The organism is Escherichia sp. MOD1-EC6021 (genome assembly GCF_002965245.1).
Lineage (GTDB): Bacteria > Pseudomonadota > Gammaproteobacteria > Enterobacterales > Enterobacteriaceae > Escherichia > Escherichia coli_F.
On sequence record NZ_PTRU01000007.1, the window covers coordinates 139,409 to 163,148 of the forward strand.

Annotated in this window: 26 protein-coding genes; 5 read left to right on the top strand and 21 right to left on the bottom strand. The window is 54.5% G+C overall.

The features are described from left to right. The first annotated feature begins 18 nt into the window (after nt 1–18). Complete coding sequence (gene yjdP, locus BEB54_RS10680; RefSeq protein ID WP_105277340.1) at nt 19–348, top strand: DDRRRQL repeat protein YjdP; 330 nt, start codon at nt 19–21, stop codon at nt 346–348. A gap of 34 nt (nt 349–382) precedes the next feature. Here yjdP and phnP read toward each other — a convergent pair whose 3' ends face one another. The 16 genes from phnP to BEB54_RS10760 form a co-directional block, all read right to left on the bottom strand. Next, entirely contained in the window at nt 383–1,141 is a 759-nt protein-coding gene (phnP, locus tag BEB54_RS10685; RefSeq protein ID WP_105277341.1) for a phosphonate metabolism protein PhnP, read from the bottom strand. Between the two features lies 1 nt (nt 1,142). After that, nucleotides 1,143–1,577 carry an aminoalkylphosphonate N-acetyltransferase gene (phnO, locus tag BEB54_RS10690; protein WP_001110490.1) on the bottom strand — a complete coding sequence of 145 codons (435 nt, stop codon included), beginning with the start codon at nt 1,575–1,577 and terminating at the stop codon, nt 1,143–1,145. Then, a complete protein-coding gene (gene phnN / locus BEB54_RS10695; protein ID WP_105277342.1) occupies nt 1,564–2,121 on the bottom strand; it encodes a ribose 1,5-bisphosphokinase in 558 nt (185 codons plus the stop codon). The genes phnO and phnN overlap by 14 nt, the downstream gene beginning before the upstream one ends. Further along, the gene (gene phnM / locus BEB54_RS10700) at nt 2,121–3,257 is read right to left on the bottom strand and encodes an alpha-D-ribose 1-methylphosphonate 5-triphosphate diphosphatase (RefSeq protein ID WP_105277343.1); all 1,137 of its coding nucleotides are present in this window, start codon (nt 3,255–3,257) and stop codon (nt 2,121–2,123) included. Before phnM ends, phnN begins: the two co-directional genes overlap by 1 nt. Continuing rightward, nucleotides 3,254–3,934, bottom strand: coding sequence for a phosphonate C-P lyase system protein PhnL (gene phnL / locus BEB54_RS10705; RefSeq protein WP_105277344.1), 681 nt, complete (start codon nt 3,932–3,934; stop codon nt 3,254–3,256). The genes phnM and phnL overlap by 4 nt, the downstream gene beginning before the upstream one ends. A 167-nt stretch (nt 3,935–4,101) precedes the next feature. Further along, on the bottom strand, nt 4,102–4,860 hold the full coding sequence (gene phnK, locus BEB54_RS10710) for a phosphonate C-P lyase system protein PhnK (protein ID WP_001075518.1): 759 nt from the start codon (nt 4,858–4,860) through the stop codon (nt 4,102–4,104). After that, entirely contained in the window at nt 4,857–5,702 is an 846-nt protein-coding gene (gene phnJ / locus BEB54_RS10715) for an alpha-D-ribose 1-methylphosphonate 5-phosphate C-P-lyase PhnJ (RefSeq protein WP_000002284.1), read from the bottom strand. The genes phnK and phnJ overlap by 4 nt, the downstream gene beginning before the upstream one ends. Then, nucleotides 5,695–6,759, bottom strand: a complete 1,065-nt coding sequence (gene phnI, locus BEB54_RS10720; protein ID WP_105277345.1) for an alpha-D-ribose 1-methylphosphonate 5-triphosphate synthase subunit PhnI — start codon at nt 6,757–6,759, stop codon at nt 5,695–5,697. Before phnI ends, phnJ begins: the two co-directional genes overlap by 8 nt. Beyond that, nucleotides 6,759–7,343, bottom strand: a complete 585-nt coding sequence (phnH, locus tag BEB54_RS10725; RefSeq protein ID WP_000171620.1) for a phosphonate C-P lyase system protein PhnH — start codon at nt 7,341–7,343, stop codon at nt 6,759–6,761. Before phnH ends, phnI begins: the two co-directional genes overlap by 1 nt. Further along, nucleotides 7,340–7,792 carry a phosphonate C-P lyase system protein PhnG gene (gene phnG, locus BEB54_RS10730; RefSeq protein WP_000542765.1) on the bottom strand — a complete coding sequence of 151 codons (453 nt, stop codon included), beginning with the start codon at nt 7,790–7,792 and terminating at the stop codon, nt 7,340–7,342. The genes phnH and phnG overlap by 4 nt, the downstream gene beginning before the upstream one ends. Beyond that, nucleotides 7,793–8,518 (bottom strand): phosphonate metabolism transcriptional regulator PhnF, encoded by a 726-nt coding sequence (gene phnF, locus BEB54_RS10735; protein WP_001295387.1) that lies wholly within the window; start codon nt 8,516–8,518, stop codon nt 7,793–7,795. A 20-nt stretch (nt 8,519–8,538) separates the two neighbouring features. Further along, nucleotides 8,539–9,318 carry a phosphonate ABC transporter, permease protein PhnE gene (phnE, locus tag BEB54_RS10740; protein ID WP_105277346.1) on the bottom strand — a complete coding sequence of 260 codons (780 nt, stop codon included), beginning with the start codon at nt 9,316–9,318 and terminating at the stop codon, nt 8,539–8,541. A gap of 105 nt (nt 9,319–9,423) precedes the next feature. Continuing rightward, on the bottom strand, nt 9,424–10,440 hold the full coding sequence (gene phnD / locus BEB54_RS10745; protein ID WP_039021442.1) for a phosphonate ABC transporter substrate-binding protein: 1,017 nt from the start codon (nt 10,438–10,440) through the stop codon (nt 9,424–9,426). Between the two features lie 24 nt (nt 10,441–10,464). Further along, nucleotides 10,465–11,253 carry a phosphonate ABC transporter ATP-binding protein gene (phnC, locus tag BEB54_RS10750; RefSeq protein ID WP_105282191.1) on the bottom strand — a complete coding sequence of 263 codons (789 nt, stop codon included), beginning with the start codon at nt 11,251–11,253 and terminating at the stop codon, nt 10,465–10,467. Between the two features lie 132 nt (nt 11,254–11,385). After that, nucleotides 11,386–11,829, bottom strand: coding sequence for a VOC family metalloprotein YjdN (gene yjdN / locus BEB54_RS10755; protein ID WP_105277348.1), 444 nt, complete (start codon nt 11,827–11,829; stop codon nt 11,386–11,388). A gap of 239 nt (nt 11,830–12,068) precedes the next feature. Continuing rightward, nucleotides 12,069–12,404, bottom strand: coding sequence for a zinc ribbon domain-containing protein YjdM (locus tag BEB54_RS10760; protein ID WP_001300891.1), 336 nt, complete (start codon nt 12,402–12,404; stop codon nt 12,069–12,071). A 401-nt stretch (nt 12,405–12,805) separates the two neighbouring features. On the opposite strand from BEB54_RS10760, the gene crfC reads away from it, so the two are divergent. From crfC to pmrR, 4 genes are all read left to right on the top strand, one after another. Continuing rightward, nucleotides 12,806–15,034: a clamp-binding protein CrfC gene (crfC, locus tag BEB54_RS10770; RefSeq protein WP_105277349.1), complete on the top strand. Its 2,229-nt coding sequence runs from the start codon at nt 12,806–12,808 to the stop codon at nt 15,032–15,034. After that, nucleotides 15,031–15,909: a YjcZ-like family protein gene (locus BEB54_RS10775; protein ID WP_088541538.1), complete on the top strand. Its 879-nt coding sequence runs from the start codon at nt 15,031–15,033 to the stop codon at nt 15,907–15,909. Before crfC ends, BEB54_RS10775 begins: the two co-directional genes overlap by 4 nt. A gap of 263 nt (nt 15,910–16,172) precedes the next feature. Further along, entirely contained in the window at nt 16,173–17,675 is a 1,503-nt protein-coding gene (gene proP / locus BEB54_RS10780) for a glycine betaine/L-proline transporter ProP (protein WP_001298520.1), read from the top strand. Between the two features lie 111 nt (nt 17,676–17,786). After that, nucleotides 17,787–17,876, top strand: coding sequence for an LpxT activity modulator PmrR (gene pmrR, locus BEB54_RS10785; RefSeq protein ID WP_000797657.1), 90 nt, complete (start codon nt 17,787–17,789; stop codon nt 17,874–17,876). Here pmrR and pmrB read toward each other — a convergent pair. The 5 genes from pmrB to adiY all read right to left on the bottom strand — a co-directional run bounded on the left by pmrB (nt 17,852) and on the right by adiY (nt 23,600). Beyond that, nucleotides 17,852–18,952 carry a two-component system sensor histidine kinase PmrB gene (gene pmrB / locus BEB54_RS10790; RefSeq protein WP_161398336.1) on the bottom strand — a complete coding sequence of 367 codons (1,101 nt, stop codon included), beginning with the start codon at nt 18,950–18,952 and terminating at the stop codon, nt 17,852–17,854. The two genes, pmrR and pmrB, sit on opposite strands and share 25 nt — an antisense overlap. Further along, nucleotides 18,953–19,621: a two-component system response regulator BasR gene (basR, locus tag BEB54_RS10795; RefSeq protein ID WP_000697915.1), complete on the bottom strand. Its 669-nt coding sequence runs from the start codon at nt 19,619–19,621 to the stop codon at nt 18,953–18,955. After that, the gene (eptA, locus tag BEB54_RS10800; RefSeq protein WP_105277350.1) at nt 19,618–21,261 is read right to left on the bottom strand and encodes a phosphoethanolamine transferase EptA; all 1,644 of its coding nucleotides are present in this window, start codon (nt 21,259–21,261) and stop codon (nt 19,618–19,620) included. The genes basR and eptA overlap by 4 nt, the downstream gene beginning before the upstream one ends. A gap of 103 nt (nt 21,262–21,364) precedes the next feature. Beyond that, nucleotides 21,365–22,702 carry an arginine/agmatine antiporter gene (gene adiC / locus BEB54_RS10805; RefSeq protein ID WP_000093154.1) on the bottom strand — a complete coding sequence of 446 codons (1,338 nt, stop codon included), beginning with the start codon at nt 22,700–22,702 and terminating at the stop codon, nt 21,365–21,367. Between the two features lie 136 nt (nt 22,703–22,838). Continuing rightward, nucleotides 22,839–23,600 (bottom strand): DNA-binding transcriptional activator AdiY, encoded by a 762-nt coding sequence (gene adiY, locus BEB54_RS10810; RefSeq protein ID WP_001217059.1) that lies wholly within the window; start codon nt 23,598–23,600, stop codon nt 22,839–22,841. Between the last annotated feature and the right edge of the window lie 140 nt (nt 23,601–23,740).

Here is a 23,740-nt window from a genome sequence, read left to right on the forward strand (position 1 = left end):
TCTTTTTGAGGTTGGCTAATGAAACGTTTTCCGCTATTTCTTTTATTCACCCTGCTCACGCTGTCCACCGTTCCGGCCCAGGCCGATATTATCGACGACACCATTGGCAATATTCAGCAGGCGATTAACGATGCTTATAACCCTGACCGTGGGCGAGACTATGAAGATTCGCGCGACGACGGCTGGCAGCGTGAAGTGAACGACGATCGGCGCAGACAATATGACGATCGCCGCCGCCAGTTTGAAGATCGCCGCAAGCAGCTGGACGATCGCCAGCGCCAGCTGGATCAAGAGCGTCGGCAGCTAGAAGATGAAGAGCGGAGAATGGAAGATGAGTATGGGCGGTGATGTTGAGTCTAGAGCAGGCATCGCCCCTCACCCATCACTCCACCCCAATCTCCATCCCATCAAACCCCGCCTCAACCCCCGATGGCAGCGCATTTTCCATCAGCCACGCATCAAACTGATGGCTGATATGCGTCAAAATCACGCGCGGTGAGCGGATAATCTCATTCAGCGCCAGCACGGTGTTTAAATCACAGTGATTGCGTGGCGCATCCTCGCGCGGCGGGTGACTGCAATCAATCACCATCACCTGCGGATGATTATTGCGTAAAAATTTCAGCGTTTTTTCCGGAAGGCCAGAGGTGTCAGATAGCCACGCCACCCGGCTGTGCGCCGTTTCCAGTAAGTAACCGAATGTGAGTTTCGAATGGTTGAGCGGCAGCGGCGTGACCTGTAATCCCTGCAAATCAAACATCACAAATGGCTCCACCGTGTGGCTGAAATCAAGCAGGCCCGGATGTTTAAACAGATCGTCGCAGCCCTGTTCATCCGGCGGGCCGTAGACCGGGATCGAATCGCCCACGCCCCAGCGCAGCGGAAACAGCCCCTGCACGTGATCCATATGGTAGTGCGTCAGCAAAAACTGCTGGAACGATCCGGGCGACCAGCGATCGGCGAGATCGTGCAGCCCGGCGTCGATCAGGGTGATCGCGTCGTTAAACTTCACGACGCCGCTGCATGGCTGGCGGCGATACTGCGGTGAGCGCCGCGCTCTGGCGCAGGCCGCGCACTCACAGCCCCATGCGGGAACACCCTGTGCGCCGCCAGTGCCAGTAAGTGTGAGGGTCAGGCTCATGTTACAGCGCCTTGGTGAAGCGGAAGTGGCTCTGCTCGTAGCCTTCGCGCAGATAGAAACGGTGCGCGTCGTGGCGCTTGACGTTGGTGGAAAGCTCGGTCATTTCGGCCCCGGCCTGGCGGGCTTCTTCTTCGGCCCATGCCAGTAATTTACTGCCGACGTTCAGACCGCGCGCCTGCGGCATCACCACCAGTTCCTGAATTTCGCCGATCCAGTTGACATGATGCAGATGAAACTGCAAATGCAGGCCGATCATGCCGACAACTTCGCCATCCAGCAGCGCCAGATGGTAGCGCATGTTCGGGTCGCGCAGATTGGCGTTAAACCCCACGCGAAACGCGTGGTGGTCAAACTCCGCCTGTTTTAGCTCACAAATCAGCGCGTAAACTGCGTCGGTGTCGTACTGCGTGGCCGGGCGAAGCTCACAAGCAGGCATGGTGTTTCTCCTTCTGATGAATCAGCGTCAGCAGTTTGTCGACCGACTGGCGCAGGCTGCCGTCATTATTGAGCGTATGGCAATCCAGTGGAGTATAGCGGGCGGCGCGCGCCAGGCGGGCGTTAATTTCACTGGCGTTTTCACGGCCACGGTTTTCCAGGCGCTGGCGCAGGATCTCTGGCGAAACCTGTAAACAGATGGGCAGCAGCGCCGATTGATAGCGCGCCCGCGCCTGCGGCAGATGCGCACGTGAGCCGTTGACCACCACGTCGAATCCGGCGTGCAGCCAGAGGTCAATCTCGACGCCGATGCCATAATACAGGCCGTTGGCGTGCCAGCTTAAGGCCAGAAGGTTCTGCCCCGCGCGGGTAAAAAACTCCTGCTCGCTCAGGGCGATATGGTTTTCACTTCCGGCGCTGGCGGCGCGCGTGATGTAGCGATGCGCTACCAGTAGCTGAGTTTGTTCCCGCTGGCGGAGTTCCGTCAACAGACTGTCTTTTCCGGAGCCAGAGGCCCCCATTAACCAAATCAGTTTTCCCGTCATCAGAACACCCTTTTACCCTGACGCCAGACGTGATCGATATGAATGTGGTTGCCCTTGCGATGCGCCAGCACCAGGTCGGCGCGTTTGCCCTCGCCAATCACCCCGCGATCCTGAAGATTAAGCGCCTGCGCCGGATTTTTGGTCACCAGCTTCACCGCCTGCGACAGCGTAAAGCGGTTGCTCTCGTCATCGGCGACGCGAAATGCCGCATCGAGCAGGCTGGCGGGGTAGTAGTCGGAAGAGAGGATATCCAGCAGGCCAAGCTGTGCCAGTTCGCTTGCCGCCACGTTGCCGGAGTGCGAACCGCCGCGCACAATATTCGGCGCGCCCATCAATACATTCATGCCATGCTTGCGCGAAGCTTCCGCCGCTTCGAACGTGGTGGGAAATTCGGCGATTACGCTGCCAAGCTGGTGGGATTCGGCAACGTGCTCGTGCGTGGCGTCATCGTGGCTGGCGAGGGCAATTTGTCGCGCGCGGCATATTGCGGCGATGGTTTCGCGATTCGGCTGCGACCAGCGTGCGGCAAGCGCCAGTTGTTCCTCTTCGTACTGCTGCATCTGCGCATCGGTGAGCGAGTATTTGCCCTGGTAATATTCGCGATACTTCTCGCGATTGGCGAACTGGCGCTGGCCCGGTGAGTGGTCCATCAGCGACACCAGCGTGACCGGCTCGCGCTGCACCAGTTTTTCAAACAGCGGCAGCGTGGTGTGATGTGGCAGTTCACAGCGCAGGTGCAGACGGTGCTCGGCGCGGTTGACGCCGCGTTTCTGCGTCTCTTCGATGGCGTTGATCATCTTCTCCAGATTCTCCAGCCGATCGCCGCCGTCGCGCACGTCGCCAATCGCCACGGCATCCAGCACGGTGGTGATGCCGCTCGCCACCATCAGCGCGTCGTGGCTGCTCATCGCCGAGTGGGCAGGCCAGTCCACTTTTGGGCGCGGAGTGAAGAATTTATCGAGGTTGTCGGTATGCAGCTCAATCAGCCCCGGCAGCAGCCAGCCGCCTTCGCCGTCCATCGCCTCTGGCAGGCGGCTCTGGCTTTCGGCAAAGGCGCGAATTTCGCCATCCTGTACTTCCAGTGAACCGTGCACCACTTCATTTTCCAGCACCAGTTTGACGTTATTGATAATCATGAAGAGACTCCCATTGGGTGCAGGCGGTCGGCGACGTCATTGCGTACGGCTTCGTCATGGAAGATACCGACGATGGCCGCGCCGCGGGCTTTGGCTTCGCAGATCAGTTCCACTACGGCGGCGCTGTTTTTAGCGTCCAGCGAGGCGGTGGGTTCATCCAGCAGCAGAATCGGATAGTCGACGATAAAGCCACGGGCGATGTTGACGCGCTGCTGTTCGCCGCCGGAGAAGGTCGATGGTGCCAGGTGCCACAGGCGTTCAGGCACGTTCAGGCGCGTCAGTAATCGGGCGGCTTTAGCGGCGCAGGCTTCACGCGGAACGCCGGTATCGAGCAGCGGCTGCATCACCACTTCCAGTGCCGAAATACGCGGGATGACGCGCAGAAACTGGCTTACCCAGCCGACAGTGGTTTTGCGGATTTCCACCACTTTGCGCGCTGGGGCGGTGACCAGGTCTATCCATTCGTCACCGTGTTTAATCTGGATTTGCCCTTCGTCGGGCAGATAGTTGGCGTACAGCGAACGTAGCAGGGTCGATTTCCCGCTGCCGGAATGGCCGTGGAGCACCACGCATTCGCCTGCGTTGACGGTGAGCGAGGCGCGTTGTAAGACGGGCAGGCGCACGCCGTTTTGCTGGTGCAGGATGAAGGTTTTACTGACGTTTTCGACGCGGATCATTTTGGCCTCTTCGTGTTTTTGCCGGATGGCGGCTGCGCCTTATCCGGCCTACAAATGAATCAATATCAACGTATTACGATGGTTTTGTAGGCCTGATAAGCGAAGCGCCATCAGGCGTTGCGGCCTGAAAAGCCGGATAAGGCGTTTACGCCGCATCCGGCTCCGGCTCAATTCTGCAAAACCGATGACACCAGCAACTGGGTATACGGGTGATGCGGGTCGTCGAGCACGCGGTCGGTTAACCCACTCTCCACCACTTGCCCCTGTTTCATCACCAGCAAACGGTCCGCCAGCAGGCGGGCGACGCCCAGATCGTGGGTGACAATTACCACCGCCAGATTCAGCTCCACCACCAGACCGCGCAGCAGATCGAGCAGGCGCGCCTGCACTGATACATCCAGCCCGCCGGTTGGCTCGTCCATAAACACCAGCTTCGGATGCGTCACCAGGTTGCGGGCAATCTGCAAACGCTGCTGCATGCCGCCGGAAAAAGTGGTCGGCAGATCGTCGATACGGTTGGCGGGAATCTCCACCTCTTCCAGCCACTTCTGCGCGGTGGCGCGAATATCGCCGTAATGACGCGCCCCGGTCGCCATCAGCCGTTCGCCGATATTGCCGCCTGCTGACACCTGACGGCGCAGGCCGTCGAGCGGATGCTGATGCACCACGCCCCATTCGGTACGCAGCAGGCGACGGCGGTCGGCCTCGCTCATGCCATAGAGGGAACGGTTTTCATAGTGAATCTCCCCCTGTTGCGGCGTCAGACGGGCGGAGATTGATTTCAGCAGCGTGGTCTTCCCGGAACCGGATTCCCCGACAATGCCCAGCACTTCCCCCGGCCATAAATCAAAAGAGACATCGCTGAAGCCTTTGCCCGGCGCGTAAAGGTGGGTCAGGTTATTGACCGAAAGTAACGGTTGATTCATTGGCTTTTCGCCTCGCTCTGTTGGCGGCAATAATCGGTATCGGAACAGACAAACATGCGGTTTCCGGCGTCATCCAGCACCACTTCATCGAGATAGCTGTGGGTCGATCCGCAGATGGCGCAGGGTTCATCCCACTGCTGAACGGTGAACGGATGATCGTCGAAATCGAGGCTTTCCACGCGGGTAAACGGCGGCACCGCATAAATACGCTTCTCACGCCCCGCGCCAAACAGTTGCAGGGCGGGCATCATGTCCATTTTCGGGTTATCAAATTTCGGGATCGGCGATGGGTCCATGACGTAGCGTCCGTTCACCTTCACCGGATAGGCGTAGGTGGTGGCGATATGACCGAAGCGGGCGATATCTTCATACAGTTTCACCTGCATCACGCCGTACTCCTCCAGCGCGTGCATAGTGCGGGTCTCCGTTTCGCGCGGCTCGATAAAGCGCAGCGGTTCCGGGATCGGCACCTGGAAGATAATGATCTGATCTTCGGTCAGCGGCGTTTCGGGGATGCGGTGGCGCGTCTGGATAAGCGTCGCATCGTCCGTGCGTTCAGTGGTATTTACCCCGGTCACGCGCTTAAAGAAGTTGCGAATCGACACCGCGTTGGTGGTGTCATCCGCGCCCTGGTCAATCACCTTCAACACGTCGCTTTCGCCAATCACGCTGGCGGTAAGCTGTATGCCGCCGGTTCCCCAGCCGTATGGCATCGGCATCTCGCGCCCGCCAAACGGCACCTGATAGCCGGGGATCGCCACCGCTTTTAAGATGGCGCGGCGGATCATGCGTTTGGTCTGCTCGTCGAGGTACGCAAAGTTGTAGCCGCTCAGATTAGCCATGGTTCTGCTCCTGTTGCAGACGTTTGAGTAGCTCCAGCTCGGCCTGGAAATCGACGTAGTGCGGGAGTTTGAGGTGCGAGACAAAGCCTGCGGCTTCGACGTTGTCGGCATGCGCCAGCACGAACTCTTCATCCTGTGCGGGGCCTGTCGCGTGCTCGCCGTATTCCGGGGCCTGCAACGCACGGTCAACCAGCGCCATCGCCATCGCTTTGCGCTCGCTCATGCCAAACACCAGCCCGTAGCCGCGCGTGAAGTGCGGCGGCTTATCCGGCGGGTCGATAAAACCGTTAACCATTTCACACTCGGTCATCAGCAATTCACCGACGTTCACCGCAAATCCCAGCTCTTCCGGCACAATAGAGACGTCGATATAGCCACTGCGGATTTCGCCTGCGAATGGGTGATTGCGCCCGTAACCACGCTGGGTGGAGTAGGCCAGCGCCAGCAAGTAGCCTTCGTCGCCGCGCATGAGCTGTTGCAGGCGGGAGGCGCGAGAGCAAGGGTAAACCGGCGGTGTACGGGTGATGTCATCCGGCTGTGCGCCGCTATCCTCTTCAAACTTCGCCAGCCCCTGACGCGCCAGCAGGCTGAAAACGTGCGGGGACGGTTGCTGCTCGCTGTCGGCGGTGGTCAGCGTCGGCGCTTCGCCATTCGCCAGCAGGGTGAAATCCAGCAGGCGATGGGTGTAGTCGTAGGTCGGGCCAAGCAGCTGGCCGCCAGGAATGTCTTTATAAACGGCGGAGATACGGCGTTCGAGACGCATCCCGGTGGTGTCGAGCGGCTCGCTTACCGCCAGTTTTGCCAGCGTCGTGCGGTAGGCGCGCAGCAGGAAAATTGCTTCAACGTTATCGCCACTGGCCTGTTTCAGCGCCAGTGCGGCCAGTTCGCGGTCGGCAATGCCGCCTTCGGTCATCACGCGATCCACCGCGAGATTAAGCTGCTGTTCAATCTGGGCGACGCTCAGTTCAGGCAAATCGGTATCGCCCCGGCGTCGGCTCTCTTGCAGGGCGTGGGCGGCGTCGATCGCCTTCTCGCCCCCTTTCACGGCAACGTACATCAGCACACCTCCACATGAGTGGTTCGCGGGATAGCCAGCAGGCGCTCGCCGCAGGTCAGGATCAGGTCGATGCCGAGCGGGAACGGGTGCGGGCGCTCGGTAAGTTCGTGCAGAATGCACTCTGGCAGCTGCGGGGCGATCATTCGTTCTTCGGCAATACCCGCGCCAGTAAGGCGCAGCATGCGCCCGCCGCTCAGGCTGGTGACCTGTAAAATCAACGTCGCACCGGCTTCCGGCGCAACGGCGGTGCCGGTGGAAAGGGCGTTGAGCTGCTCGCTGGCAATCGCCTCATCCGTCACTGCGAAGGTCGCCTGTTCCGGCTGATTGACCAGCGGCGCGTTGGTATGAAAACGCAGGCTCTGGCTGACGATATCGTTACTTAATGGCGCAGAAAGCCACACCGGCGTGTCGTTATCGGCCAGCGTCAGCAGCACGCTGGTGGTGGCGATATTCAGCGGCTGCCAGCCGCGTTTGAGCTGATGCAGGGCGACAATCACGCCCGGCTCGCTCATTGCCTTTAACAGGCGACGAAAACTGTGCTGGGCATCCTGCACGGGAAGCATAAAAGCGGTTTCCAGGGTCATGCGTTGTCTCCGCGAACCATCGTAAAGAAGTCGACCCGGCTGGCGTTTACTTCGGCCTGGCGTGCGGCAATGCGTGCCATACGGTCAGCGTCCAGCGGGGCAATAAGGGTTTCTGATAAGTTTTGAAAGTGGCGAGATTGCTGCATCAGCGCGTCAATCAGCGCGCAGCGTTCGGCGTGCTGTTTGTCGCGTCCTAGCACCCAGCTGTAGCCGAGCGTGCCGTCAGTCAGGCGTACAGCGGCGCGGGTGAGCGTGGCGTCGCCAGCAAAAAAGCGTTCGCCGGTGCCACCCATCCGCGCCTGAATCTGCACCAGGCCGGTTTCAGCGGCGCGGATCACCTCATAGTCGGCGGTGATGTTCAGCGCCTTCAGGCGGGCTGCCAGTTCAGCCGGTTGGCTGTGCGCCAGCACGGACATCCAGTGCTGGCGGGTCGCGGTATCTGCGTGCATTCAGTGCTCCATAGTGAATTCAATCATGTCGGCGCGCGTCAGGCTGACGGAGTACTCCGCCGGGCTGCTTTCACCGTCACGGTGGTTAAGGGTGCGCACGCACAGCAGCGGCGACATATTCGGGATTTCAAGACGCTGGCACTCTTTGGCCTGGGCGCGGCGGGCGCTGATCCGCGTCTGGCTGCGGCGCAGCGCAATCCCCGTTTGCTCACGCAGAAAATCGTGCAGCGAGCCGCTGTCGAAGCGTTGCAGCGTCGGCCAGAGGGTGAGGTCCGCAAAGTAGTGGTCGATTAAACAGAGTGCGACGCCGTTGACCCGGCGCAGAGTGCGCAGGTGGATAACGTTCTCGCCCTCGGTTATCCCCAGCGCGTCAGCGACGTGGCCGGAGGCCGGGCGAAGCACCGACAGCAGTTTTTCGCTGGTGGGATGGCTACCCTGATCCAGCAGGTTCTGGCTAAAACGCGCCTGGGCGTTGAGCGGGTAATCGAACGGGCGCATCAGCACCAGCACGCCGACGCCCTGACGGCGCTGTACCCAGCCTTTTTCCACCAGTTGGTCGATGGCGCGGCGCAGGGTGTGGCGATTCACCTCAAAGCGTGCCGCCAGTTGCTGCTCGGCGGGAAGATAGTCGCCGCACCGGTAGTGTTGACGAAGCTCCTGCTCAAGTTTTGCGGCTATCTCCTGATAGCGTGTTGGGTAGCTGGTCGGATGTGTAGACAAGTGCATAGCTATCAATGCCTCGCTTATCAGATAAAGTGCTTACGCAACCGTTGAGAGAGGAAATCCAGCAGGCTGACCGTGACGATAATGAGCACCATCAGGGCGCAGGTTTGCTGGAACTGAAAACCGCGAATCGCTTCCCACAGCGTGACGCCAATCCCGCCCGCGCCGACCATGCCGACGACAGTCGCCGAACGGACGTTGGATTCGAAGCGATAGAGGGAATAGGAGATCAGCAGCGGCATCACCTGCGGCAGCACGCCGTAGAGGATCTCTTCGAGCTTGTTGGCACCGGTGGCGCGAATGCCTTCCACCGGGCCGGGTTCAATCGCTTCCACCGCTTCGGAAAGCAGCTTGGAGAGCACGCCGGTGGTGTGAATAAACAGCGCCAGCACGCCAGCGAACGGGCCGAGACCGACGGCGACCACGAACAGCATGGCGAAGACCATCTCGTTAATGGCGCGGCAGGCGTCCATCAGGCGGCGAACGGGCTGGTAAACCCACCACGGCACCAGGTTTTCGGCGCTCATCAGGCCGAAGGGGATGGAGAGAACGACTGCCAGCGCGGTGCCCCAGACGGCGATTTGCAGCGTGACGGCCATTTCGGTGAGGTAATCCTGCCACTGGCTGAAATCGGGCGGGAAGAAGTCGGCGGCGAACGTCGCCATGTTGCCGCCGTCTTTAATCAGCGTGAGCGGGGCCATTTCCGCGCCCTGCCACGAGACGACCAGCACGGCGAGAACAATGGCCCAGCTCAGAAGCGAGAACCAGCTGCGCTTGGGTGGGACGATGGTGATGGTTTGCATGTTTGGCTCCGGTCTGTAGGCCGGATAAGGTGCTTGCACCGCATCCGGCATCAACGTCTGCACATTGTCGGATGCGACGCCGTGGCGTCTTATCTGACTTACGATTTACTGCACCGCTTTACTCACCGAACTCATCGCGCTTAACGCGTTGTTCAGGCGGTCCAGGTCATCCAGTTGCGCCTGAATGGCGCTGGTTTTTGCCAGCTTGTCCTGCTCATTCAGCCCTTTATTGCCTTTCACGCCCTGCATCTCTTTAAACAGCGCGAGCTGGCGAATCGGCACCAGTTGCAGGTCGCTGGAGGCGCGGAACGGGGCCCAGCCCAGGCGCTCCAGCACCGCTTTCTCTTCCGGCGTTTTGCCGTAGTTCATAAAGAAGTCGTAGATCTTGTCTTTGGTGGTTTCGGAAAGATTTTTGCGCCAGACGATCGGATCGCCTGGGATCAGCGGCGATTTCCAGATCACCTTCAGTTCTTTGAGCTTCTCCGGTGCGGAGGTTTTCAGCTTGTCGAGGTTCTCGGTGTTGTTGGTCGCCACATCCACCTGCTTGTTGGCGACGGCCAGCGCGTTGGTTTCATGCCCGGCGTTGACGGTGCGCTTGAAGTCGCTGGCGGAGATATTGTTTTTGGCGAAGACGTAGTAGCCGGGGACGAGGAAGCCAGAGGTGGAGTTAGGATCGCCATTGCCAAAGGTGAGATCTTTACGCTTCGCCAGCAGATCGTTCAGGTTGTTGATCGGACTGTCTTTGTTGACGATCAACACGCTCCAGTAACCCGGCGATCCATCCGCCGCGACCGTCTGGGCGAAGACCTGACCGTTGGCGCGATCCACCGCTTCCATCGCCGACAGATTGCCGTACCAGGCGATATCCACTTTGTTGAAGCGCATTCCCTGGATAATGCCCGCGTAGTCCGGGGCAAAGAAGGCGTTGACCTTTACGCCAAGCTTCTTCTCCATATCCTGTAAGAACGGCGTCCATTGCGGTTTCAGGTTTTGCTGTGATTCCGTTGAAATAATGCCGAAATTCAGCGCCTTTTCCTGCTCTTCGGCGTGCGCCGGGCTGAACAGGGTGCTGAGGCTGAACATGCTGGTGAAGGCCAGCGAGGCAATTATCTTAGCGTTCATTCGTTTTCCTCAATGATGGGGATGTCAGGCAGCTTTCGCGTTCTCTTCGATGCGATTAATGCTGCGGTAGAGATGGTCAAAACGTTCGTTATCAAACTGTTGGCTGCTGCCGTCGTAGAAGACGTGCCCCTGACGCAGGGCGACGATGCGTTCGCAGTAGCGCAGGGCGTAATCCACCTGATGCAGCGTCACCACCACGGTGATGCCGTCGTTCTGGTTGATGTCGCGCAGGGTATCCATCACGATGCGGGCCGATTCCGGGTCCAGCGAGGCGATCGGTTCGTCCGCCAGAATCACTTTCGCCTGCTGCATCAGCGCGCGGGCAATCGCCACACGCTGCTGCTGGCCGCCGGAAAGCGTGGAAACGCGCTGATGGGCAAAGTGCAACATCCCAACGCGAGTCAGTGCCTGTAACGCACGCTGTTTCTGCTCGCGGGTGAAGTAGCTAAAACAGGTGCGCCAGAATGGCGTGCTGCCGAGCGCGCCAATCAGCACGTTCTCCAGTACGCTCAGGCGATTCACCAGGTTGAATTGTTGGAAGATGTAGCCGGTGTTGGCGCGGCTTTTGCGGACATCGCGGGCCAGGCGGCCTTCGCGCTGGACTGTGCGGCCCAGCAGCTCGATATGGCTACCGGTAGATTTATCGCCGGTAATCAAACCGCTTAAATGACGTAAAAGGGTGGATTTGCCGGAACCGGACGGCCCAAGCAGAGCTACCATTTCACCGTGATGAATGTTCAGATCAACCGCATGCAGCGCCTGATGCTGATTGAAGGTTTTGGCGAGCTTCTCGACACGGATAATCGTTTGCATGATGCAGCCTCCCTAAAAAAGTGGCTCCATCGTGGCGGATTATCGTGACGATTTTGTTAACTAAAAGTGACTAACAGATGAAGAGTTAACGGGAATTCGATGACAGTGCGGGAGGGCGGGCCTCCCGGCGGGTTAGTGCGTTGGTTGTTGTTTAACGACATTAATCAGCCACGGCACGCCAAATTTATCGGTGACTTTGCCGAAGCCATGCGCCCAGAAAGTTTCCTGCCAGGCCATTTCGATTTTTCCGTTAGCGGCAAGGTTGTCAAACCAGCGTTTTCCTTCTTCGACCTGTTGCGAATCGAGTACCAGTGTAAAACCGGAGTAGCTGGCTTTTCCTGACGGTATGGCATCGCTCATCATGATATCGCTTCCGGCAATACGCACGTTAGCATGGGCGATAGCGGTATCGGGAAATTGCATACCGGAAGGGCAGTTCTCGGCGCTGTCCTGCGCTGATTTCGGCATTTCGCCGAAGCTGATTTTATAAAGCAGTTCCGCGCCCAACGTGCGTTGATAATAGGCAATCGCATCGGAACAGTTACCAGCAAAAGAGAGGTAGGGACTTAACGGCATGATGGTGACCTCAGTTAAGAGAAGCCAGTTAAGTGTAGTTCGAAAATTATACAGATGAGCGGGGGCTGATAAGACTCGGTAAGCGTCGCATTAGGCACCGTTGCCGGATGGTGCGAGAATTTGTAGGCCTGATAAGACGCGCGAGCGTCGCATCAGGCAGTCGGCACCGTAGCCGGATGCGGCGCGAGCGCCTTATCCGGCCTACCGATCATGTGCCAATATTACATTGAGCAATACAATCAGTTCTTTTTCACAAACTCAGATTTCAGTTTCATCGGACCAAAACCGTCGATTTTGCAATCGATGTTGTGGTCGCCTTCAACCAGGCGAATGTTTTTCACTTTGGTGCCAATTTTCAGCATCGAAGAGCTACCTTTCACCTTCAGATCTTTAATGATGGTAACGCTGTCGCCGTCAGCCAGCAGATTGCCGTTAGCATCTTTAACGATCAGCTCGTCGCTTTCCTGTGCAGGTTCTGCGTCGTTCCATTCGTAGGCACATTCCGGGCAGATGTACATGCCGTTATCTTCGTAGGTGTATTCGGAGTTGCATTTTGGGCAGTGTGGTAATGACATGTGGATTTCCTCAAAAGTCAGCAGGGCAAAAGCGCCAAAAAACGGCAGATTGCCGAAAAAGGCCGCAATTATACACAAAATCCCTGAGTTTGTCGGGGGTACTGCTGATTTTAGACGACGATCGTTTTCATTTGAAAGGAAACGCAAAAAGAAAATAATCTTTTTGCCTCCATTTATTATTTAAGATAAGGTTAATGCTCTACTTGTTCTTTTTTTAATTCACGTGATATTTTTATCTTTCTGACGTTTTAAACGTATCGGAAGACGTTATTTATTCTAATAAAAAACAACACTCTAAATATAAAATTATTTCTTGCAGTAATTATAAAAGCCGAAAACAGAACTCAAAAACAATCTGGCTAAATAAAAGTAATAAAATTTGCTTTAAGGAAAAATTTTCTATGTACACACAGACCCTGTATGAGTTAAGTCAGGAGGCTGAACGCCTGTTACAGCTTTCTCGCCAACAGTTGCAGTTACTGGAAAAAATGCCTCTCTCTGTACCCGGAGACGATGCGCCACAACTGGCTTTACCCTGGAGTCAGCCTAATATCGCCGAACGTCACGCGATGCTGAATAATGAGTTGCGTAAAATTTCCCGACTGGAAATGGTGCTGGCGATTGTCGGTACTATGAAAGCAGGGAAATCAACCACCATTAATGCCATTGTTGGTACGGAGGTTCTGCCTAATCGCAATCGCCCAATGACTGCGCTGCCGACGCTTATTCGCCATACGCCCGGGCAAAAAGAACCGGTACTGCATTTTTCACATGTCGCGCCAATCGACTGTTTAATTCAACAATTACAACAGCGCCTGCGTGACTGCGATATTAAGCATCTGACCGATGTGCTGGAAATAGATAAAGATATGCGTGCGCTTATGCAGCGGATCGAAAATGGCGTCGCTTTCGAAAAATATTATTTGGGTGCCCAGCCTATTTTTCATTGTCTGAAAAGTTTGAATGATTTGGTGCGACTGGCGAAGGCGCTGGACGTCGATTTTCCTTTTTCTGCTTACGCCGCCATTGAGCATATTCCCGTGATTGAAGTGGAGTTTGTCCATCTGGCGGGGCTGGAGAGTTATCCCGGTCAGTTGACGTTACTGGATACCCCTGGGCCAAATGAAGCCGGGCAACCGCATCTGCAAAAAATGCTTAACCAGCAGCTGGCTCGCGCCTCGGCGGTACTGGCGGTGCTGGATTATACGCAACTGAAATCGATCTCCGATGAAGAGGTCCGTGAGGCGATTTTGGCGGTGGGGCAATCGGTGCCGCTGTATGTGCTGGTCAATAAGTTCGATCAACAGGATCGTAACAGTGACGACGCCGACCAGGTGCGGGCACTGATTTCCGGGACGCTGATGAAAGGCTGTATTACACCACAGCAGATATTTCCAGTGTCGTCGATGTGGGGCTACCTGGCGAATCGGGCGCGTAATGAGTTAGCCAACAACGGTAAGTTACCCGCGCCAGAGCAACAACGCTGGGTGGAAGATTTTGCCCATGCCGCGCTCGGCAGGCGCTGGCGTCATGCCGACCTGGCGGACCTCGAACATATTCGTCATGCTGCCGATCAGTTGTGGGAAGATTCGCTGTTCGCCCAGCCAATTCAGGCGTTGCTTCATGCCGCTTACGCTAACGCCTCGTTGTATGCTCTGCGATCTACCGCGCATAAACTGTTGAATTACGCGCAGCAGGCGCGGGAATACCTGGATTTTCGTGCGCACGGGTTAAACGTCGCTTGTGAACAATTGCGGCAAAATATCCACCAGATCGAAGAAAGTTTGCAGCTATTTCAACTCAATCAGGCTCAGGTGAGCGGCGAGATTAAACATGAAATCGAGCTGGCCCTGACCTCCGCCAACCTCTTTCTGCGTCAACAGCAAGATGCGGTGAATGCCCAGTTAGCCGCGTTGTTTCAGGATGATTCGGGGTCATTAAGCGAGATTCGTACCTGCTGTGAGACACTGTTACAGACGGCGCAGAACACCATCAGTCGCGACTTTACGCTGCGTTTTGCCGAGCTTGAATCCACTCTTTGCCGGGTGTTAACCGATGTTATTCGGCCCATTGAGCAACAAGTCAAAATGGAATTGAGCGAGTCAGGGTTTCGTCCTGGGTTTCATTTTCCTGTTTTTCACGGCGCAGTTCCCCACTTCAACACTCGCCAGCTGTTCAGTGAAGTCATTTCGCGCCAGGACGCAATGGACGAGCAGAGCACGCGTTTAGGCGTTGTGCGTGAGACTTTTTCGCGCTGGTTGAATCAGCCCGACTGGGGACGGGGAAATGAGAAATCCCCGATAGAGACGGTTGATTACAGTGCGTTGCAACGAGCATTAAGCGCAGAAGTCGATCTTTATTGCCAACAAATGGCTAAAGTTCTGGCAGAGCAGGTCGATGAATCTGTTACGGCAGGCATGAATACTTTTTTCGCTGAGTTCGCTTCATGTTTGACGGAATTACAGACGCGTTTACGCGAAAGTCTGGCTCTGCGTCAACAAAATGAATCGGTGGTCAGGCTGATGCAGCAGCAATTGCAGCAGACTGTGATGACTCATGGCTGGATTTACACCGACGCTCAGCTATTTCGCGATGATATTCAAACACTTTTCACGGCAGAACGATATTGACCAAGACGTTGCTGGACGGCCCCGGTCGTGTGCTGGAGTCGATTCATCCCCGCTTTTTAGTGGATCTGGCGCAGGGCGATGATGCCCGCCATCCACAAGCCCATCAGCAGCAGTTTCGTGAACGACTGATGCAGGAACTTCTTGCGCGCGTGCAGCTTCAGGCATGGACGAACGGCGGCATGTTAAATGCGCCGCTTAGCCTGCGTCTGACATTGGTGGAAAAACTGGCGTCGATGCTGGATCCCGGTCATCTGGCGCTGACGCAGATCGCGCAGCATCTGGCGCTGCTGCAAAAAATGGATCACCGCCAGCACTCTGCTTTCCCGGAGCTCCCCCAGCAAATTGCCGCCTTGTATGAGTGGTTTTCAGCCCGTTGTCGCTGGAAGGAAAAGGCGTTAACGCAACGAGGCCTACTGGTGCAGGCAGGTGATCAGAGCGAGCAAATTTTTACCCGCTGGCGTGCTGGGGCGTATAACGCCTGGTCGTTGCCTGGGCGCTGTTTTATCGTTCTGGAGGAGTTGCGCTGGGGGGCATTTGGCGATGCCTGCCGTCTGGGAAGCCCGCAAGCGGTGGCGTTGTTGCTGGGTGATTTGCGCGAGAAAGCGACACAACATCTGGCAGAGAGTATCAATGCGGCACCGACCACGCGTCACTATTACCATCAGTGGTTTGCCTCTTCGACCGTTCCGGCGGGAGGGGAGCATGCTGATTTTTTAAGTTGGCTGGGAAAGTGGACCACGGCAGATAAACAACCCGTTTGCTGGTCAGTGACCCAACGCTGGCAAACTGTCGCACTGGGGATGCCACGACTCTGTTCAGCGCAGCGTCTGGCAGGGGCAATGGTCGAGGAAATCTTCTCTGTAAATTTGGTGTAAATAATCAGTTACATCAATGACTCCTAAACGAAAATCATGTGTGAAGTTGATCACAAATTTAAACACTGGTAGGGTAAAAAGCTCATTAACTGCCCAATTCAGGCGTCAACTGGTTTGATTGTACATTCCTTAACCGGAGGGTGTAAGCAAACCCGCTACGCTTGTTACAGAGATTGCATCCTGCAATTCCCGCTCCCCTTTTGCGGCCGTCGCGCTGATTTTTCTGGCGTTTGCGGAAATGGGCCAACTCTGCGAGGAAAGCTATGCTGAAAAGGAAAAAAGTAAAACCGATTACCCTTCGTGATGTCACTATTATTGATGACGGTAAACTGCGTAAAGCCATTACCGCAGCATCACTGGGTAATGCAATGGAATGGTTCGATTTTGGTGTTTATGGTTTTGTTGCTTACGCATTAGGTAAAGTTTTTTTCCCGGGGGCTGACCCCAGCGTGCAGATGGTTGCTGCACTTGCCACTTTCTCCGTTCCCTTTCTGATTCGACCGCTTGGCGGACTCTTCTTTGGTATGTTGGGCGATAAATATGGTCGCCAGAAGATCCTCGCTATCACTATTGTGATTATGTCGATCAGTACGTTCTGTATTGGTTTAATACCGTCCTACGACACGATTGGTATTTGGGCACCGATTCTGCTGTTGATCTGTAAGATGGCACAAGGTTTCTCGGTCGGCGGTGAATATACCGGGGCGTCGATATTTGTTGCGGAATACTCCCCTGACCGTAAACGTGGCTTTATGGGCAGCTGGCTGGACTTCGGTTCTATTGCCGGGTTTGTGCTGGGTGCGGGCGTGGTGGTGTTAATTTCGACCATTGTCGGCGAAGCGAACTTCCTCGACTGGGGCTGGCGTATTCCGTTCTTTATTGCTCTGCCGTTAGGGATTATCGGGCTTTACCTGCGCCATGCGCTGGAAGAAACTCCGGCGTTCCAGCAGCATGTTGATAAACTGGAACAGGGCGACCGCGAAGGTTTGCAGGATGGCCCGAAAGTCTCGTTTAAAGAGATTGCCACTAAATACTGGCGCAGCCTGTTGACATGTATTGGTCTGGTAATTGCCACCAACGTGACTTACTACATGTTGCTGACCTATATGCCGAGTTATTTGTCGCATAACCTGCATTACTCCGAAGACCACGGGGTGCTGATTATTATCGCCATTATGATCGGTATGCTGTTTGTCCAGCCGGTGATGGGCTTGCTGAGTGACCGTTTTGGCCGTCGTCCGTTTGTGCTACTTGGTAGTGTTGCACTGTTTGTGTTGGCGATCCCGGCGTTTATTCTGATTAACAGTAACGTCATCGGCCTGATTTTTGCCGGGTTACTGATGCTGGCGGTGATCCTTAACTGCTTTACGGGCGTTATGGCTTCTACCTTGCCAGCGATGTTCCCGACGCATATCCGTTACAGCGCGCTGGCGGCGGCATTTAATATTTCGGTGCTGGTTGCCGGTCTGACGCCAACGTTGGCGGCCTGGCTGGTCGAAAGCTCGCAGAATCTGATGATGCCTGCCTATTACCTGATGGTAGTGGCGGTGGTTGGTTTAATCACCGGCGTAACCATGAAAGAGACGGCGAATCGTCCGTTGAAAGGTGCGACACCGGCGGCGTCAGATATACAGGAAGCGAAGGAAATTCTCGTCGAGCATTACGATAATATCGAGCAGAAAATCGATGATATTGACCACGAGATTGCCGATTTGCAGGCGAAACGTACCCGCCTGGTGCAGCAGCATCCGCGAATTGATGAATAAGCTGAAACGGATGGCCTGATGTGACGCTGTCTTATTAGGCCAATTGAACTCTTAAGGTTCACTTAATCTCTGACGCGCATACTCTCCTCCAGGTTAACGGAGGAGAGTGCAATGAAAAACCGTGTTTATGAAAGTTTAACTACCGTGTTCAGCGTGCTGGTGGTCAGCAGCTTTCTTTATATCTGGTTTGCCACGTACTGATCTTTTTTCAGCCGTATCCAGGCCCGTGTGCCAGAAGTCTCTTGCCGGTTTTGCAGGAAAAACTGCCCGTGATGCAACTGTGTAATGCGGCTGACAATACTTAACCCCAGACCAATCCCGCCATAACGGCTGTCCATTCGTACAAACGCTTTACTCAACTCTCCACATTTACTCTCATCAATACCCGGCCCTTCATCTTCAACGGCCATGACCGCTCCGCCATCGTCTTGCAGCTTAATCATAATGTTGCTGCCTTGCGGGCTGTAACGATGGGCATTTTCTACCAGGTTTCGCAATAACATCCGCAGCAGGGTTGCATCACCCTGAACGATGATGTCGGCGGCGCTCTCTGGCAATAGCAGGGTTTGCTGGCGCTGGTCGAGCATGGTACTGAGTTCGTCATACGAGGGGAGAATGACATCTTCCAGCAGTTTTACATGTTGATAATTACCGGAAGAAAATGACTGTCCGGCACGCGCCAGTTGCAGTAGCTGGGAGACACTCTCCATCATCTGATCAAGTCGTGCCACTAACGGTGCTACATCAATGTGATGCGTTTTCGCCAGCAGTTCCAGATGCAAACGCACCCCCGCCAGTGGCGTTCGCAGTTCGTGCGCGACGTCAGCGGTAAACAACCTTTCGTTATCCAGCGTGTTGGTCAGGCGACTGACCAGATCGTTTAACGCCGAAACCACCGCTTCGATTTCGAGGGTGGCGCTGTGAATGGCAATGGGCGTTAAGTTGTCGGCGGTGCGCGCTTCCAGCTCTTTTTGCAGCTCCGCCAGCGGGCGGGTGATGCGGCGTACCGCCTGATAGCAGATAAATAGCGTCAGGCTGACCATAAAGACGCCAGGGACAATCAGGCTGGCGACCGCCTCGCGGATCTCACGCATGATGTGGCGATCGTTGTTACGATTGTCGCGTAGCGCCTGCTCAAACAGCTGAATCTGCTCGGTACTTTCATGCCATAGCCAGAAGACGCTGATCAGCTCAAACACCAACAAAATGGCCCCGATGGTCAATATCAGCCGTTGGCGCAGCGATATTGGTCGGCGCAGAAAACGCATCAGATTCAATTAGTTTTCCTCATTCGCGACCAGCATATAGCCAAAGCCGCGCACGGTGCGGATACGGGCTTTGCCCACTTTGTCGCGCAGATTGTGGATATGCACTTCCAGGGTGTTGGTCGAGGGTTCATTGTCCCAGTTATAGATGTCGTTGTAGAGAATTTCCCGATGCACCGGACTGCCTGCTTTGAGCATTAACCGTGATAGCAGAGCATATTCTTTGGGCGTCAGAATCAACTCTTCACCGCCCATCCATACCTGACGGCGACCCATATTCAGCGTCAGATTGCCAACAATCAGCTCACTTTCGCCCTGATTATTATGGCGTCGTAGCAGGGCGCGGATACGGGCATGTAACTCTTCCAGCGCAAAAGGCTTCACCAGATAGTCATCGGCACCGACATCCAGCCCGGCGATTTTGTCGGTCAGAGTGTCGCGGGCGGTGAGAATTAACACCGGCAGGGTGTATTTTTTCTGCCGGATTCGGGCGAGAAAATGCAGCCCATCTTCGTCAGGTAAACCTAAATCCAGCACCACCAGACTGTAATGACCGGCTTCAAGACTTTGCTCTGCCATCCGTGCGGTTGTGACGCCATCGCAGGCGTAGCCTTCCGTTTGTGCCGCCAGAATCAGTCCCTGCAATAACAGCGTATCATCTTCAACAATTAGAATTTTCATTCAGTCACTCTCCTGCAAGTTTGCAGAATATCATCCGCAGACTGGTAATACTTCGTCTCAACGCCGGTTAATCCCAATAGCGTGGAGAATAAATTGTCTTGTGAATAGTGTTGCGTTTGCGCCTGTTTCTGTAGGCAACTTTGGTCAACCTGATACCGTTTTTGATAATCCTCAGACAGCCACAGCAGCATCGGCACCTGTTTTTGGCTATCCGGGGCGATGGCATAAGGCAGACCGTGCAGATAGATGCCATTTTCACCTAACGATTCACCGTGGTCAGAAAGATAAACCAGGCTGGTGGTAAATTTATCCTGATGTTCTTTCAGTAGATTAATTGCTTTATCAACAATATAGTCGACGTAGACCAGCGTATTGTCGTAAGTGTTTACCAGTTGCTCTTGGGTACAGGTCTGGATCTCGTTGGTGTCGCAGGTAGGGGTAAATTTCCTGAACTGTGGCGGATAGCGATTGTAATAGGTCGGGCCGTGACTGCCGATGGTGTGTAAGACAATTACGCCATCACCTTGCAGGTTATTGATGTACTCTTCCAGCCCGTGGAAAAGCACTTCGTCATAACATTCGCCGTTGATACACTGACCAGGCAGGTTCAGCGCAGTGACGTTCTGGTGAGGCACGCGATCGCAGGCACCTTTGCAGCCGCCATCGTTGTCATTCCACAGCACGTTGATGCCCGCTCGCTGAATGATATCCAGCACGCCTTCCTGGTGCTGTGCCAACTCTTCTTTGTAATGCTCACGCGGCATATCCGAGAACATGCACGGTACTGAAACTGCCGTTGCCGTGCCGCAAGATGCGGTATTAGGGAAATAGACCACGTTATCTTTCGCCAGCCGCGGGTTAGTTTCACGCGGGTAGCCGTTGAGGGAGAAGTTCTCCGCCCGCGAGGTTTCGCCGACAATCAAAATGGTCAAATTTTTACGTTTCTCGTTCTGCATTAACGGGTTGCGGTGCGCGTCTTCACCAATTCGCACCAGCGGCAGATTTGCCAGTCGCTGATGGGAGTACCATGACCAGCTGGCAACAATGCTGTTAGAGGGGCTTAAGGACTTCACCAGCTCTTTGTTGTTGCGAAACAGCGAGGCGTAGTCTTTATAAAACAGTGCGGCGACCAGCAGAATCAGGAGCACAGAAACCAGAATATTGGCTCCACGGAAAAGAACACTGCGCAGGCGCGAGGTGGCCGGTTTGATTTTAATCCAGCAGGCAATTAGCGCAGCAAGTACGCCGCTGAGTCCCAGCGTTAATAACATTTGCGGTGTCATCAGCGCATAACTTTCTGCTGGGGTGGTATCAATAATATTGGCAATCATCGAGCGGTCGATGACGATGCCGTAAGTCATTATGAAATATTGTGCAGCCGCGCCAACCAGAATAAACAGGCAGGCCAGCGGTCGATTAAGCCATAAGAAAGAGCTTAGTGTCAGGACAATATTAATCACGCTGAAAGCGACGACCGGCATCGACAAGAAAACAAGTACGTTATGCAGCGAGTCCAGCGGCAACGCCTGCAATACCTGTTTAAAAAAGGCAATATTCAGGCAGATAGCGATATAAAAAGCGGCCAGCAATAGCCAGGCGAGTAAATTCAAAGAGGGTCTTTTTAGTAGGCGCTTCAACATCACGGTGTTTCCATCGAACAAAGTGCGCATATGCTCGCAAAGCAAAATTAAGCCAACCTTAAGTTCTTAAGGTTGGCTTTTATGTTTGCTTGACTAAGGGGAATTAATCTTTGCTTATTGGTGCATCTAAGGGATACGGGTTTTTATGCAGCCGGTTGTAATTCAGCGCATACATGGCGGTGATTACCATCAGGGTGACAAATGACCACATAACCTCTTTCGCGCCGGACCCTACTACGGCCCAGATGCAGTAGAGGAAGGCAATGGTAGTAACAGCCAGATATGCAGGGCGTGCTTTACCAAAGTGGCCGTGGCCGAGCAGCAGTAACGCCGCACAGGTGTAAAGATATGGCACCAGTGTAAAGATGACCGACACGGAAGAAACCAGACCGAATTCTTTGGTCGCGTTTGGCGAAATGCTGCTGAGCTGGAAGATGGTCATCAAAATTCCGACGATAATCAGCCCCGCCACTGGCGTACCCGCTTTGTTTACACGAGCAAAAATCGGTGGGAACAGCCCGTCATCGGCAGCGGCTTTCGCCGTTTGACCCGCCAGCAATGTCCAGCCGCCCAGTGAACCTAAGCAACCCGCAGCTGCGCAGAAAGAAACAATGGCCCCGGCGGTGTCACCCAGCGCCATCCGTGCGGCATCACCGAATGGCGAAGCAGAAACGCGCAGTGCGGCATTAGGGATCATCCCCATAATCGCGGTGGTAGAAAGTACATAGCAAACGGCGGCAATCAATACCCCACCAATGGTGGCGATAGGGACGTTGCGTTTCGGGTTTTTCACCACACCTGCGGCAACGGAGGCACTTTCCACACCGATGAACGACCACAGCGTAACGTTAAGGGTACTTTGAATCGCGCCGAAGGTGCCCAGGCCGCTGACGTTCCATGCCGCCATATAGGTTTCACCACGGAACCAGAACCAGCCAAATACGGCAATCCCGACGATGGGGATCAGCGCCAGCACGGTGGCAACGGCCTGCACGCGGGTGATCATTTTCGGACCGACAATGTTCAGCAGGACGAAGATCCACAGCACCACGACGCAGGTGATGGTTAATACCAGTGGATCTTTCAGAATCGGGAAGAAGTAACTTAAATATCCTACGCCAATGACCACCATGGCGATATTGCCGATCCAGCAGGCCAGCCAGTAGAGGACGTTGGTTTGATAACCGAGAAACGGGCCAAAGCAGCGGCGGGCGTAAGCGTAAGAACCACCAGGACTTGGGTCGAGGAACGACATTTTGGCGTATACCATCGAGAGCCCCAGCGCACCGATAATCGTCACCAACCATCCATAAATGGCAATCCCGCCAGTGGAGGCCAGGTTTGCAGGTAACAGAAAAACACCTGACCCCATAATATTCCCCGACACCATCAGGGTGACGGGGATTAAGCCCACTTTGTGAGCATCAGCATCCGAAGACATAATTAAACTCCTGCGAAGGCGAGCTTCGTGACAATAAATTACGTCATATCATACGCCTGCATTCGATAGTTGAATTATTATCGACCGGGTTATCGCTGATGCCGTTATTAATATAGCTCTTCGTTAAGGTTAAAAATCAGGCGACAGTGCGTTCTCTGTGCTGACTAACATAATGCAGAGGCGTCATACCGTAGAAGTCTTTAAAGACAGAAATAAAGTACGACGTACTGTTGTAGCCACACGACTGTGAGACCTGAGAGATATTTTTACCGTCCATCATTAATTCATTGACGGCATAACGCATGCGGCAGGTGGTGATTATTTGGCTATAACTGGTGTTTTCGCTTTTCAGCTTTTTCTTTAACAGACTTGGGCTAAGACATAAACAACTGGCTACCATACTAAGATTCCAGTCTTTGTGGATATCGCTTTCAATAATTTGATAAACGCTGTCACTTACACAATTACGTAACATATACATCATTAATGAAAGGAATTTTTTACTGTCGAGAAAACGGGATAGCACAGTGAATAATAATGCACGTGTTCGTTCCTTTTCTGACTCAGTTTCAGCGGGCATCATGCTATGTTGCGCGGCAACGCGAAAGACGTCTGGCGTCAGGCATGGCAGGGTGAGGATGGGCGTAGCACTACGTTGCCATACTGGTATTTGCGAGAGATCTTTATTCAGAAACCGGAGGTAATCTTTGATGATGTCGTGACTAATATGAGCAACCAAAGTGTTATTAAGAGAGGAGACGTCGATAATATTATTTTCACAATTTAATAACGCCATATGGTTAGCTTTAAGGCTAATAGGTTCTTTCCCATTCACCCTTATCCAGACATCTTTTTCAGTCAATAAAACAATACAAGGTTGGTCGCTGCAAATCCTCATACATGTACTCCTGAGTGCGAATAAAAGACCAGTTCTCGCTAAAGCAAAGCGATACCGGGAAATGGTTATATAATTGTATGATGAATATAAACATGCATAAAAATAACGAGTTTTACTAATATTACAAATTTTTATAGTAA

Coding starts and splice junctions, on each gene's coding strand:
- phnC (WP_105282191.1), bottom strand. CDS start 11,253: ATGCAAACGATTATCCGTGTCGAGAAGCTCGCCAAAACCTTCAATCAG.
- pmrR (WP_000797657.1), top strand. CDS start 17,787: ATGAAAAACCGTGTTTATGAAAGTTTAACTACCGTGTTCAGCGTGCTG.
- crfC (WP_105277349.1), top strand. CDS start 12,806: ATGTACACACAGACCCTGTATGAGTTAAGTCAGGAGGCTGAACGCCTG.
- phnG (WP_000542765.1), bottom strand. CDS start 7,792: ATGCACGCAGATACCGCGACCCGCCAGCACTGGATGTCCGTGCTGGCG.
- adiY (WP_001217059.1), bottom strand. CDS start 23,600: ATGAGGATTTGCAGCGACCAACCTTGTATTGTTTTATTGACTGAAAAA.
- phnH (WP_000171620.1), bottom strand. CDS start 7,343: ATGACCCTGGAAACCGCTTTTATGCTTCCCGTGCAGGATGCCCAGCAC.
- phnK (WP_001075518.1), bottom strand. CDS start 4,860: ATGAATCAACCGTTACTTTCGGTCAATAACCTGACCCACCTTTACGCG.
- phnO (WP_001110490.1), bottom strand. CDS start 1,577: ATGCCTGCTTGTGAGCTTCGCCCGGCCACGCAGTACGACACCGACGCA.
- phnP (WP_105277341.1), bottom strand. CDS start 1,141: ATGAGCCTGACCCTCACACTTACTGGCACTGGCGGCGCACAGGGTGTT.
- phnD (WP_039021442.1), bottom strand. CDS start 10,440: ATGAACGCTAAGATAATTGCCTCGCTGGCCTTCACCAGCATGTTCAGC.
- phnN (WP_105277342.1), bottom strand. CDS start 2,121: ATGACGGGAAAACTGATTTGGTTAATGGGGGCCTCTGGCTCCGGAAAA.
- phnI (WP_105277345.1), bottom strand. CDS start 6,759: ATGTACGTTGCCGTGAAAGGGGGCGAGAAGGCGATCGACGCCGCCCAC.
- yjdP (WP_105277340.1), top strand. CDS start 19: ATGAAACGTTTTCCGCTATTTCTTTTATTCACCCTGCTCACGCTGTCC.
- phnM (WP_105277343.1), bottom strand. CDS start 3,257: ATGATTATCAATAACGTCAAACTGGTGCTGGAAAATGAAGTGGTGCAC.
- proP (WP_001298520.1), top strand. CDS start 16,173: ATGCTGAAAAGGAAAAAAGTAAAACCGATTACCCTTCGTGATGTCACT.
- BEB54_RS10760 (WP_001300891.1), bottom strand. CDS start 12,404: ATGTCATTACCACACTGCCCAAAATGCAACTCCGAATACACCTACGAA.
- phnF (WP_001295387.1), bottom strand. CDS start 8,518: ATGCACTTGTCTACACATCCGACCAGCTACCCAACACGCTATCAGGAG.
- eptA (WP_105277350.1), bottom strand. CDS start 21,261: ATGTTGAAGCGCCTACTAAAAAGACCCTCTTTGAATTTACTCGCCTGG.
- adiC (WP_000093154.1), bottom strand. CDS start 22,702: ATGTCTTCGGATGCTGATGCTCACAAAGTGGGCTTAATCCCCGTCACC.
- phnE (WP_105277346.1), bottom strand. CDS start 9,318: ATGCAAACCATCACCATCGTCCCACCCAAGCGCAGCTGGTTCTCGCTT.
- phnL (WP_105277344.1), bottom strand. CDS start 3,934: ATGATCCGCGTCGAAAACGTCAGTAAAACCTTCATCCTGCACCAGCAA.
- basR (WP_000697915.1), bottom strand. CDS start 19,621: ATGAAAATTCTAATTGTTGAAGATGATACGCTGTTATTGCAGGGACTG.
- yjdN (WP_105277348.1), bottom strand. CDS start 11,829: ATGCCGTTAAGTCCCTACCTCTCTTTTGCTGGTAACTGTTCCGATGCG.
- phnJ (WP_000002284.1), bottom strand. CDS start 5,702: ATGGCTAATCTGAGCGGCTACAACTTTGCGTACCTCGACGAGCAGACC.